At 43.1% G+C, this 11,453-nt stretch carries 13 protein-coding genes and 1 pseudogene; 3 read left to right on the top strand and 11 right to left on the bottom strand.

The window, feature by feature from the left end; translation table 11 throughout:
- Window positions 1-638 (bottom strand): hypothetical protein (locus tag DLM86_RS32595; RefSeq protein WP_211326616.1); only part of this gene is annotated, 638 nt, incomplete at its 3' end.
- Between the two features lie 12 nt (window positions 639-650).
- Window positions 651-1,403, bottom strand: a complete 753-nt coding sequence (locus DLM86_RS31515) for an abortive infection family protein (protein WP_110844205.1) — start codon at window positions 1,401-1,403, stop codon at window positions 651-653.
- 412 nt (window positions 1,404-1,815) lie between these two features.
- On the opposite strand from DLM86_RS31515, the gene DLM86_RS31510 reads away from it, so the two are divergent.
- Window positions 1,816-2,526 carry a pentapeptide repeat-containing protein gene (locus DLM86_RS31510; RefSeq protein ID WP_110844203.1) on the top strand — a complete coding sequence of 237 codons (711 nt, stop codon included), beginning with the start codon at window positions 1,816-1,818 and terminating at the stop codon, window positions 2,524-2,526.
- Between the two features lie 54 nt (window positions 2,527-2,580).
- Here the strand turns inward: DLM86_RS31510 and DLM86_RS31505 are convergent, their stop codons facing one another.
- The 8 genes from DLM86_RS31505 to DLM86_RS31470 are packed head-to-tail and all read right to left on the bottom strand — an operon-like array spanning window position 2,581 to window position 6,045.
- The gene (locus DLM86_RS31505; RefSeq protein ID WP_110844200.1) at window positions 2,581-3,078 is read right to left on the bottom strand and encodes a phBC6A51 family helix-turn-helix protein; all 498 of its coding nucleotides are present in this window, start codon (window positions 3,076-3,078) and stop codon (window positions 2,581-2,583) included.
- Window positions 3,071-3,448, bottom strand: coding sequence for a hypothetical protein (locus DLM86_RS31500; RefSeq protein ID WP_110844198.1), 378 nt, complete (start codon window positions 3,446-3,448; stop codon window positions 3,071-3,073). Before DLM86_RS31500 ends, DLM86_RS31505 begins: the two co-directional genes overlap by 8 nt.
- A 56-nt stretch (window positions 3,449-3,504) precedes the next feature.
- Window positions 3,505-3,813, bottom strand: a complete 309-nt coding sequence (locus DLM86_RS31495; RefSeq protein ID WP_110844196.1) for a hypothetical protein — start codon at window positions 3,811-3,813, stop codon at window positions 3,505-3,507.
- A gap of 4 nt (window positions 3,814-3,817) precedes the next feature.
- Window positions 3,818-4,081, bottom strand: coding sequence for a hypothetical protein (locus DLM86_RS31490; RefSeq protein WP_110844194.1), 264 nt, complete (start codon window positions 4,079-4,081; stop codon window positions 3,818-3,820).
- A 14-nt stretch (window positions 4,082-4,095) separates the two neighbouring features.
- Window positions 4,096-4,497, bottom strand: coding sequence for a hypothetical protein (locus DLM86_RS31485; RefSeq protein WP_110844192.1), 402 nt, complete (start codon window positions 4,495-4,497; stop codon window positions 4,096-4,098).
- 46 nt (window positions 4,498-4,543) lie between these two features.
- Window positions 4,544-5,191 carry a coiled-coil domain-containing protein gene (locus DLM86_RS31480; RefSeq protein WP_146250341.1) on the bottom strand — a complete coding sequence of 216 codons (648 nt, stop codon included), beginning with the start codon at window positions 5,189-5,191 and terminating at the stop codon, window positions 4,544-4,546.
- A 13-nt stretch (window positions 5,192-5,204) separates the two neighbouring features.
- Window positions 5,205-5,783 (bottom strand): hypothetical protein, encoded by a 579-nt coding sequence (locus DLM86_RS31475; RefSeq protein WP_110844188.1) that lies wholly within the window; start codon window positions 5,781-5,783, stop codon window positions 5,205-5,207.
- Window positions 5,784-5,796: 13 nt separating this feature from the next.
- Window positions 5,797-6,045: a helix-turn-helix domain-containing protein gene (locus DLM86_RS31470; protein ID WP_110844186.1), complete on the bottom strand. Its 249-nt coding sequence runs from the start codon at window positions 6,043-6,045 to the stop codon at window positions 5,797-5,799.
- Window positions 6,046-8,230: 2,185 nt separating this feature from the next.
- Here DLM86_RS31470 and DLM86_RS31465 point away from each other — a divergent pair.
- Both DLM86_RS31465 and DLM86_RS31460 read left to right on the top strand, forming a co-directional pair.
- Complete coding sequence (locus DLM86_RS31465; protein ID WP_110844184.1) at window positions 8,231-8,800, top strand: recombinase family protein; 570 nt, start codon at window positions 8,231-8,233, stop codon at window positions 8,798-8,800.
- Window positions 8,801-9,099: 299 nt separating this feature from the next.
- Window positions 9,100-10,857, top strand: coding sequence for an ATP-dependent nuclease (locus DLM86_RS31460; protein ID WP_110844182.1), 1,758 nt, complete (start codon window positions 9,100-9,102; stop codon window positions 10,855-10,857).
- Between the two features lie 169 nt (window positions 10,858-11,026).
- Here the strand turns inward: DLM86_RS31460 and DLM86_RS32590 are convergent.
- Window positions 11,027-11,453 (bottom strand): annotated as a pseudogene (locus DLM86_RS32590) (hypothetical protein); the annotation flags it as partial.

Raw genomic sequence — 11,453 nt, 5'->3', positions numbered from 1 at the left:
GGAGTTATCCCCATGTGGATATTGGTTTCAAAATTTCGCTGGTCCCACTCCCACTTATTCACAGTTGTTGATCCGCTCCTGGATGATCGCCACCGCATTCTTATGCGCTTTCGAAATTCAGGATAATTATTTTTCAAATAACTTAGTATCCCATAAGACCTCATTCCAAACCAAGGTAATATTGCTGCCATTTCCTCGGTACTGTCTAAAATATCCTTCTCGACTTCTTCCGGTATTTGTACGTCTTTCCCTTTCAGGTAGTCCAAAACACTCACAATGTCGGTTCGATTATTCGTGTTAGTCTCATGAATCTGTTGTAGATAGCTTTGGATTTCCTCGAAATTCCTTACAGCAAACGAAAGGTCATCCTTTACGTGTTGAAGCTGAATTACTTTTTCACTCATGTTTTCAAGTGTTCGCTGCAGGTTCTCCGTCTGCTTCGACGAGAAAAATGTTTGGTAAAAAGCGTAAACTATTGCGATTATCGCTAAGAGTATCGATGATATACTTGAAACCAATGATATTTGATTTATAACGTCAGTCGAATCCTTGAATTTCCATGTAATAAGGCCGATTATGATTGAGCATAGAAAGAATATTATGAACCCGAAAACTAATTTTAACTCCCGAACAGTCAATGTTATCTTCTCCTATCTTACTTTCGAGTTTATGTACTGTAAAACCGACCGTGCAATATTGATAAATAGAATCGCTTCTGGTTCGTCCAACAGAACCTCGTTAGGGTGAGACATACTTTCCCGGTTCCTAATCGGATTAAAGACATCGACTATCGCTCCAAGCGAACGAATCATTCTATCGACGTTCGGCGAATTGCTACCGCTATTTTGGAATGCCGGGTGATTATTCCTAAGTAGGCTGAAAAGCGCGGTAACGTTGGCATCGTCGTTAAATGAAATATTATTCTTGCGACAAAGCTCTTTCAAATACCCATGAAACAACGTATGAACCCTATCGACCGCGCTAGTCGCACCAGTATTTTCAATCAAAGCCTTGGCGTCGGCAATCGCCCTTTCAACGAACTCAGACGTTATCGTTAGTTCCGGGTTCTCGACAACGGGAAACGATTCGCCTTCAAGGCGTCGAATCATTTCTTCGATTTCCGGTTTATGCTTCAGGCGCCGTTCGGCATGGTACTCGTTATCAACAGGACAATACGCTAATACGCCACGCAAAATTTTCGCTTGAGTTGGAGCGTCAACCGACGAAAGGATTTTCATAAATTTCTGTCGCGTGGTTCCCTCATACTGATTTGGGTCAATATCAAGACCACAGTACATCGGATAAAATTCTTCATGGCTTCTATATGAAAAGCCGACAAGATAACCACCATCTACGCCAATGTACCCATTAACAACCTTCATTACTTCAATATTTGATAACAAGACTGTCGCCCCATTCAATTCTAGTTCATAACTAGATTATATATAGTCTAATCACTGGATGTAAACTTCAGGAAATCTTGAGCCAATTTTAGGACGTGTGAGTTAAAATGATGATAAAATCTTGTTTAAAATTGAAATATGTGGTACTATTTTCTCGCCCTGCCCCGCCCAGTTGAGAGATTGGGTACCAAGGGACGGTCTACGGACGGACTGGGGGCTAAAAGTCGTGGAGCACATGAAAGGGGTGGTTCCTATGGTGACAGCTATTGGTGAAATAGCCACTGTAGTAGGTTTCCTTAGCCTAGTTGTTGTAAAGGTTATCGCCTTTTTGACTGCCTCTCAATTGTGCGGGGTCAAATGCAACAGGACACAACAACCGCCTACGGTTGTTTTTTGCGTTTAGGGGGTATTTATGAATAAGGCGAGACGGAAATTGACTAAACGAAAGCAATCTAAAAAAGTTGAAGAACCTCGCCGAAATAAGTTCTTTAGCTATAAAGGTGAAGAAAGAACCGATAGGAATTTTCTATATAAAGACTTCAATAAAAGCGATTCTATACATTCCAGATTTACTCGTTCGAACTTTTCTTTCGTTAACTTTAACAAAGCGAGCATGAAATATTGTGGATTCAATGGAGCTACGTTTGTTGGAAGTGAGTTCAAACATGCAAAATTAACTGGAAGTCGTTTTCACGGTGCGGCATTTAAGGACACCCTTTTTTATCATACAAAGCTTGAAAGGGCTTCTTTTCATGGTGCTACATTTGAAAATGTAATCTTCTTCGGTACAAGCATTAGAAACATTCGAGGACTATCCCCCGATACCCCAGGCATTAGGATTATAAGTACTCCTCCAAAGCTGGAACTAAGTAAGCACTTAAAAGAGGCTATTGATTTAGCATTATGTAATATACACATTAAAGAATCGGAAACATTAAGGTTCAGAAAGCAACAACGCGATAACATTATAAATTTAATGATACTGCAAGAGCGCTTCGCTGAAGCAGACTTAATCCATGGACTAAAAATAGCACAAAGCAAGATTAACAAGGGTTTCCATACACTAAGTTACTTAATAGGGTTTATTAAGAGGGAGTTGGCGAGAGAGCTCGTCCACACGTAATAAGGCCTTGTTATTTTGCTCAAAAATAAAGACGACCCGCCAATCATCGGCGGGTTAGTTTTCATTCTTTCTGCGATTGTGGAACTTCACGACGTTGCCGCCCATAACTTCCTTCTTCAACGCTTCCAGTTCGGCGTCAAGTTCAGCGTCAGACAGCTTTTCAAGCGGTTCGGAAACTTTGTGAACCTTCTGGACAACTTCTGACTTATTGACGTTGATACCCTGCATAACAAGATACATCTCAATCGCTTTAAGGTCGCCGCGCTTGGCCTTCTTCGCAAGTGCGCTGAGAACGTCGGGTAAATCTTCCGACTGGATTTCTAGCGCTCGTTCCCGTACTGCAAGTTCAACTTGTCGCCTGTCGCGGATTCTTCGCAGGTGTCTTTCGGAAATCCCCAGCGTATTAGCGATTTCACGGTAAGACTGTTGCGGTGATTTTCGCGCAAGCAGCTCGACCGCCCTGATTTCCGTTACAGTAAGACCCTTCATGTATGGGCGAGGGTCGATTTCTTCGGTTTCTGTTTGGTCGTTCTTTCTCACATCTTCATTCATCTTTTATCACCCCCTGACGTGTTGCTTTTGACGATGCGTGTTTACTTTCCCGAACACGTTCGCTCCGGTTCTTATAGCGCCTATCAAACGCTTCGATTTCGCGATTTACCTTTTCCAGTTCAAGGTTTAGTAAACGCATTTCCTTGTCATGACGTTCACGTTCTTCGGACGTCATTTTTACCCGTCTTACTGCGGCTTCCCTGCGCCATTTTTCTTGGTGGATTGCCCGTATTTTAGCTGCTTCCTCTGACGATGCGAAAGCGGTTCTTTCCGCGTAATTCATAGCCATGTAAATATCGAATCCATAAAGGGCAACGCTGATTTCACTTAAAAGCTGGTTGACTTCGCTCCAACGCTCTTGGTCTGTCATACAACCGCCCCCTAATACGAAAAAAGGAGCCGGGGAGACCCCGACACCCTTGTATGTTAAGCGTTTAAGGAAAGTTCCATGTCGCAAACGCCCTCGTTTGTAACCGAAACGTCAATATTGACCATTTCTTGGAACCCGCGCGGCGAAGTAAGGAATTGGAACGTATAAGTACCGTCGGTGTTTGCGCTCAATACTTCTCTACCGTCAACGATGAGCGATACGGTTTCACCCGCTGTAATGTTCGAAATGACGGCTTTGCCTTTGAAGTCAATCCCACTTGAACCACTATTCGTTTCAACGTGGTTGATAAGCTTTACGTTAGCCGAACCGTTAACACGACTAGCGACGGATAAAATATGTTTCATTTGTTTATTCCCCCCTTGATTCTTTCGCTTTTCCCGCTTCGTCTACTTTGAAATAACCATCCATGAGTAATTCAGTAGCGGAAACGCGTTCCCCTGCGTCAATGCGTCGGCGTATATCTGCTTGTTGTATTTTCCATCGTTCCTCGACTTCGTTTACGACCTGACCAGATGTTTTGGCGTATCCCGCTTTAAGTAGGTCGATAATATGCTGGGCTTTTGTATCCCGTTGAGCAATATCGTTCCTAATATCTTCAAGAGACTTCCCCATATCATCCAGCCCCCTTACTTTCGTTTGATTTTTTCTCCAAAGTATTCTCGTTTGGACGATTTTCGTACCGGATTCATTTTGGCAACGTCTAGCGCGGTGAAAATCGTTTGTTTGCGCTTTTTTTCTTCCTCATTCTCGTCGTCAAAACTCGACGCTTCGGCAGCTCGTTTATATTTGCTTGCTTCCCATTGAAAATAAAAGGCGTCGTAGTCTTCAACGGCATGCAAATCGTTAGCGTCATTTATGGCTTTGACGCGTTTGGGATGCAGTTGGGTAGGTTTCCGTCGTTGCTTTCGACGACCTTGACCGCCTTCAATCATCACTTTAACGAAATCGCGAATTGTTAAGAAAACTTGGTCGTTGGCGTCGCCTTCGATGCTGTCAATAATTTCGGCAGTAACGTCCTGGTAAGCCATTGTCGAACCTCCCTAAACGAAGAAGGGACGCCAATGGGCGCCCCGATTATTCAAAATATTTGCGGAGTGGTTGCGGAATGATTCCCTCTTTCGCGTCATGTACCATCCAATACGGAACCGTAAGCGATTCGGCTGCAAAACTGTCTTTACCAGAATACGTCCAATCATCACTAACTCGAATACGACCTTCAACAAACGAACCATTCCCATAAGGAACTCGTTCGCCATTTTCTTCAACGATAGCATATAGCTCCGCGAATAGCTTTTTAGCCTTTGCGTCGATAGCATAAAGGGTTTTTATTTCCTTCAACAATTCCGCCCGCTTACGGTTAATAACGTCTCTTTGCGCTTCGATTTCGTCTTTAACTGCTTCTCGTTTAGTATGAAGATACGATTTAACGGAAGGGACGATTGACGCCAAGGCTTGCCGCTTGCCCCGCTTAACCAGTTCCAGGCGCTCGGTCAAACGTTTAATAGCACCCGCATCTTCTTCGATTTGTCGTTCTTCCTCGGTCGTATCTTCAAGTTCCATAACCTTTAGTTCGAGAACGTTACGAGCTTCCTTGATTGCTTCGCTATGCTTGGTGATTTCATTTTCAATCCTCTCAATTTCATCGTTAAAGCGTTCCTTAGTTTCAACGTACTGTTCCATTACGTTTTTTACCTTCTGCCTTAATTCGCTAATGATTCCCATAATGAAGACCCCCTTAGTTAGCGGCGCGGTCATCGCGCTCGGCCTGATTGAATAGTTCCTTGAATTTCTCAATTACAGCGTTTCGTTTCGCTATGGAGCCACGGAAGAAATAGAGAGGACTAACGATAATGTAAGCTTCGCGCCCGGTCTTGAATAACGCGATAACGCGCTTCCTGACAAGACCCTGAACGACTTCCCGCGTTTTGGTTTCGCCCCAGTTCATTAGCTGGCTTGCGCGTTTCAAGTTCATAAAGACGCTCCGTCCGTTTTCCTCGACCTTTACGGTTCCGTCTTCGTAATCAATCAAGCCTTGGATATGAAATAGGAACGCACTTTCGGCTTCGGTCAACTTGCCCCTTATGGCGTTGAGCTGCTCGTAAAAGACCATAACGAACGATTCGCCCCCTTTAGCTGGCGGTTTCTTCTTTTGGCGTGGCTTTAAGACTTCGTTCGGTTTTACATTGACGATTACTGTAACGTCTTCGTTGCCGTTATTAACGATTTCCCGCGTTTCCCCAAGCGCAACGGCTTCGATGATTTCCCCGGTTTCAGCGTCTATAAGGCGCCCGCTGTATCCCCGTATTATTGACACCCCAACCGCCCCCTTACGCTGTCCCTTCGCCATTCAAGTAAAGTTCAATGTGGTGTACGATGACGCGAAGGGATTGAAGCCGTTCGTTGTCAATGCCATAAAATCCCAAGAGCTTTGCGCGGTTCTCTTTCGTTAAAACCATAATCCCTCGTTCAATCATGGAAACAGTTGAGAAAGCAACTCCCAAGGCTTTCGCGACTTCATGCAATGTTATCTTGCGATACTGGCGAATGAACCGGAAGACTTTGTATTCTTCAACCATTCTGTGTCCCCCCTTACTGAAAAAAGTTTTGTGTTTGCGATTAAAAAAGATTAACGCCCCGATTAAAGGGCGTTTTAGCGTCGTCACCTATACAGTTAAGCTAAAGGAGACGTTTACAAGTACCGTATAAAAATTATTATAAGTTCCGACGTTCAACATCGCTTTACCAACAGATTCCAATACCCTCGCGCTGACGAGGGTATATCCGCGCTGTGGCGAGGGTTTTTAGTTGACTAAAGCGTGCCGAATCCCTTGCGGGGCGCGGATTTTCGCGATTTCCCCCGGTTAATTGCTTATATATATACAAGATGTATTGCGTATAATTTAACGACCGGTAGGGGGATAGGGCGCCCCCTTTAGCGCTTATTAAAACGTGGGGAATATAACGCCCCCTACGCTTCGCTACGGGGTCGTGTCGTCGCCTGACGGCTCCGACGCAACCTTGGCAATCCTTATTGTTACTTCGTTGATTTTTACAACGACATAGAAGAATAAGGTTATACATACTGCGGCAAGGCGTCGAAGACGCCGCAGCCCCGACCCTTCGCCGAAGGCGATAGGGGCGGTATTACCAACGCTATATTTACGAAGTAAAAATAAAAGAATGGTTCTTGTTATATTTGGTTCTTCTTTGTGTCAAATGCCACGGACAATACTAACGTCATATTTCGCTGAAAATTACCCAAGGTATTGTCCGAAGGGCTTTACATAGTCAAAAAGAGGAAATCAACGCTAATTTCGAAACAAGCGCGATAACCACTTGCGAAGGAAATCGTCGAGTTGGAACGCTTGGATGGGAATAAGGGTGTATGTAATCCATACCCCCTTCGTTTATACGTCGTCAATGCGGTAACGCCGTTGGAAGACGACGAGAAGGATGCTCATTTAATGAGTACCTAGCGAAACGATTTCAAACGCATGTGTAATCAGCATAAACGGAGGTTCAATTGATGTATATTGTCGTCCGCCAAGTACATAACGAGCTAGGTTAAACCTAGACCGTTTGAACCAAAGGGAAATAGACGCCAAGGTAAAACCATAGGCGCCTGAATACAGGGGGATAGCGGCAACAATATCGCTGGGGTAATGTCGGTCGGCAAGGCGTCGGGGATTACGCCGGGAACGTAGGGGAAACGTTCGTATCATTATGTCGTTGATATGACTTCGTTTGTGACGCAAGGGTATGCGTTTATTACAACCCCTTTTGCGATTACAACAACGCCCCGGCTCCCCCTGCCATCCCCCTTGTTGCTACGCAACATCCGTCGTTGGAAAACGTATATAACGCTCAAAAAATGGGTTATTTTGGGCGTTTAACATTCGGGGAGAGTAAAGATGCCGGAGCGAGAGAAAGGCGCCTTATAGACGAAAATAGAAGCTCGTTGAGACCAACGCAATATTGCGTTCGTTAAGTTTCTGTATAAGCATTACCGAAGCAACGGCAGGTACTAAGGATTCCTTAGCTCCTTTACAACGCAACATTCTCATTGACCCCCAAAGGCAAACATCACATAGGTTTACCGGAGAGCTGCGCCCGAAAGGTTTGCGTTCCCCCGTCGTTCCGGTGTCTTACCGTAACACAACAATGTGCGCAAATTGCGTCAAGCGTGGTATATCAAGCGTTGGCGGTCATTGAAATCCAACTTCGAAAAATTCTGTCGTTGTATAGAGTATGATAATTCGCCAGACTATTTCGATTCCTTTGTCGGAAAGTAAGGGTGTCCATATAGCGACACCCTCTGCGTTATTAAAGGCGTTATATTGTTGAGACCCTTTCAACGAAAGATTGCGCGTACATTGTATAGGTGATTTCGACTGTAAAAGGGAGGTACGGGGGCGGTGGTACCCCCTTGCCGTTTGTTGGGTTGCTGTAAGTTTAATTGACACAAGACCCCTCTACGTCTAACGTCAAGTGGCTCGCCAAAGTTGGGGACACCCAAAAACGAAAAGACGCCGACAATATGCCGACGCCTTTCCGCGGGAGGTTGCCTTATGCAATGCGTAGAAACGGCGAAGTGGTGGCGCCGTTCCCGCTTCAATATGTCGTTTAGTAAGCGTTAATTGTGACGCTGGACACTCAACGTAATCATAACTTTAGAGTATTGACACCGTTTTATCGTCCCAATAAAATCAAGGCATAAGGCGTATTCATAACTTATACTCAAAAGTAAAGGGGCGAGTACATATGAATAAACCAACGAAATACGGTTACGCAAGGGTATCGACGAAGGGGCAGGATTTAACGGCGCAGATTGAAGCGTTAAAGGCAGAGGGCTGCGAGAAGATATTCCACGAAAAGTTTACCGGGACGACTAAAGAACGCCCGGAGTTTGAAATGTTGCTATCGACGTTGAAGGAAGGCGATACATTGGTCGTAACAAAACTCGACCGTTTCGCCCGCTCCGCAATCGACGCGCTGTCAACGATTAAGGAACTGTTTGAGAAGGGCGTCAAGGTACACGTATTGAACATGGGACTTGTTGAGAATACGCCAACTGGACGATTGATATTTACGATAATGTCGGGATTCGCGCAGTTTGAACGCGACCTTATCGTGGAACGGACGCAGGAAGGTAAGGAAATCGCCAAACAATCGCCTGACTTCCGGGAAGGGCGTCCTAAGAAGTTCACACGCAAGCAAATTGAACATGCCTTGTCGTTACTGGAACGCCATTCTTATACGCAAGTTGAAGCTATGACGGGGATAAGTAAGTCCACGTTAATACGCGCTAAAGCAAAAAGTCGCCAAGCCTAAAACGGTTTTGGCGGCTTTTCTATTTCGTTTATAGCGTCCGGTTTCATCTAGTGAAACAACACTAGAATGTCGTGAAAAGTCAGGCGTGGCAAGGGTTTACGCGGTCTTGGCGTTTTTGACGAAGTGGGACGTATTTCGACCGTCTGGCGGGTAATGGACTTTTATACACTTGAGAAAATGGATTGATTTTTTATCACTAAATGCATATTGCACCATCAGACGATTCGTTGGATATTTTTGGAGGAAACTCTCGTTTTATGTCGAATTGATGTTATAAGTTAAAAAACGGGGGTGTATTTGTGAAATTAGCTGAACTAGTTATTGAAAACTTCAGAGGAATTGGAAGCAACCCAGTTAGAATTAAAATCGATAATATTGTTGTACTCATGGGACGAAATAATGTTGGCAAATCAACAATACTATCTGCGTATGAAGCTTTTGCCTCGCAAGGCAGCGCTATGCAGAAGAAAGATTTCCATAAGGAGTCAAGCGATAATCCGATTATCATTACTGGGATTTTTTCTGGGGTAAATGGCGAATTTGCTTCCAAATGGGTTCATAATGACGATGAACTTGGGTACAAGGATTGTGTTAAAGCACAGTATAAATGGCACACACCCGACGCTAAAGGCGAGAAATATTCGTACAACCCTGAAACAGCTCAGTTCGAGAAAGGCGGCATGGGAGGTATAGACTCAATACTTGCAAGCCGAATACCTACACCTATAAAAATATCCCCACTTGACGACCCTTTAACCCTGCAATCGAAGATTGTCGAAATACTTACCGAGGCCGTTAAAAATAATATTGAAAAAGATTCAGGGAAAATTGAAGGACTATTAAAGCAGATTTCCACACTAGCTGAAACAGTACATAAGGAAATTGAAGAAGAAATAAACAAGTCATGTGACTTGGTGGCAGACGAACTAAAAAGAGTATTTCCCGATAACGATTTAATTCGTATAGAACCCAATACCGGGAAATTTGAACCTGAAAAGTTAATTTCAAGCGGTGGAACCATTAGAGTTGGAAACCAAACTGAAAATTCACCACTCTCTAACCATGGAACAGGATTACAAAGAGCTTTCTTATGGGCTGCTATCAAAATGCTTGCCGATACTGGCCGACATCAAATCAATAAAAAGAAGACCATCGAGGTCGGAACACCAAAGGTTCTCTTAATCGAAGAACCAGAAGCTTTCCTTCATCCCAGTGCAATTAAAAGTGCATGTGAATCATTGTACACAATCGCAGAACAAAATAACTGGCAAATAATAACAAGCACGCACTCTCCAACATTCGTTAACTTAACCAAAGACCACACGACAATAATTCGCTTAGAAAAGGACGTTAATGAACACACCGTAAGAACGTTTTCCACCGATAGTGCTGGGTTTTCAGATGACGATAGAGAAAATCTTAAAATGTTAAATTTCTGCAATCCTCATTTTAATGAATTTTTCTTTTCAAGTAACATATTGCTTGTCGAAGGTGAAACCGAGCATTCCGTTATTAACGCTTTAGTTCAAAAAGGAGCAATTCACTTAAATGAGGATTTCCATGTAATCAACTGTTTTGGAAAAGCCAATATTGTAACGGTATGTAAAATATTGAATCACTTCAAAGTTAACTATTATGTTATTCATGATTCCGATTCACCGAATATTAAGCGGAAAGAACAATATGTTCGTAATGGAATGTGGTCAGTTAATACTTCAATAATAGACGAATGCAAAGCTGGCATTAAAAACGGTTTGAGGATAAAATCCTTTGTCTCGGTTCCGAATTTTGAAGGGCAATATTTGGAGAAGACAAGCGGCAGTAAACACAAGCCATATGAAGCGTGGAAATATTTCAATGAGAATGATAACGAAAATGTACGTTCCTTTTTGGATGTACTAAAATGCATAACCGGGGAAATATCTACGTGCAAATCGCAGTATAACGACGAGTATGAATTATATAAAAAGGTCATTGAATATGTCACAGCAAATGGGTTTACAAATGACCCTCATTGGAAAATCGACGAGAAAAAAGAACAGGACAAAGCACTATAGACTTTAGACAACACATATCAAAACTTAATCAAAGAAGAACAATACTATAACATTAAGAAAACTTGCAATAATTAGCCAGTCTTCGATAAAATAATTTTAACCCAATCACACTGTTCACCTCAAAGAGCAGTGAAACCCGACGTAAATCTAAGTGACGTCGGGTCTCTTTTTATTCTTTCAACCATTTTATAAAAATATCCATGAATGGGTTATAACCAGTTACTATTGTAACGACCGAGCTTACAAGACCAATTATTATAATTAAGAGATTAAGCAATTTAACGAGAAAGTTCCTTGTCAAGAAGTTGTATGTCGCATACCTAATCAATCCACTCCAATATAAAACCGAAATGGGTAACTGAACAAAAAACTGCACGCCTTCCCTTAGCCAGATGAATGGATTTTTAATATTATTGACAGCGTGTTTATATCGTTTGTCCAATACGCCTAAATAACGTAATAATACTTCATCCTGAATTTCGAAAGCGCATAAGAATGCGGTGGCGATCATCCAGGAGCGGATCAACAACTGTGAATAAGTGGGAGTGGGACCAGCGAAATTTTGAAACCAATATCCACATGGGGATAACTCCCCC

Source organism: Paenibacillus flagellatus (assembly GCF_003217775.1).
GTDB classification, from domain to species: Bacteria; Bacillota; Bacilli; order Paenibacillales; family NBRC-103111; genus Paenibacillus_AB; species Paenibacillus_AB flagellatus.
The sequence above is the reverse complement of the archived record's forward strand: the minus strand, read 5'-3'. Positions and strand labels throughout refer to the sequence as shown.

What these genes read in the sequence shown, in the direction of transcription:
- DLM86_RS31510 (WP_110844203.1), top strand. Translation starts at nt 1,816, where the DNA reads ATGAATAAGGCGAGACGGAAATTGACTAAACGAAAGCAATCTAAAAAA.
- DLM86_RS31490 (WP_110844194.1), bottom strand. Translation starts at nt 4,081, where the DNA reads ATGGGGAAGTCTCTTGAAGATATTAGGAACGATATTGCTCAACGGGAT.
- DLM86_RS31500 (WP_110844198.1), bottom strand. Translation starts at nt 3,448, where the DNA reads ATGACAGACCAAGAGCGTTGGAGCGAAGTCAACCAGCTTTTAAGTGAA.
- DLM86_RS31495 (WP_110844196.1), bottom strand. Translation starts at nt 3,813, where the DNA reads ATGAAACATATTTTATCCGTCGCTAGTCGTGTTAACGGTTCGGCTAAC.
- DLM86_RS31480 (WP_146250341.1), bottom strand. Translation starts at nt 5,191, where the DNA reads ATGGGAATCATTAGCGAATTAAGGCAGAAGGTAAAAAACGTAATGGAA.
- DLM86_RS31485 (WP_110844192.1), bottom strand. Translation starts at nt 4,497, where the DNA reads ATGGCTTACCAGGACGTTACTGCCGAAATTATTGACAGCATCGAAGGC.
- DLM86_RS31465 (WP_110844184.1), top strand. Translation starts at nt 8,231, where the DNA reads ATGAATAAACCAACGAAATACGGTTACGCAAGGGTATCGACGAAGGGG.
- DLM86_RS31470 (WP_110844186.1), bottom strand. Translation starts at nt 6,045, where the DNA reads ATGGTTGAAGAATACAAAGTCTTCCGGTTCATTCGCCAGTATCGCAAG.
- DLM86_RS31505 (WP_110844200.1), bottom strand. Translation starts at nt 3,078, where the DNA reads ATGAATGAAGATGTGAGAAAGAACGACCAAACAGAAACCGAAGAAATC.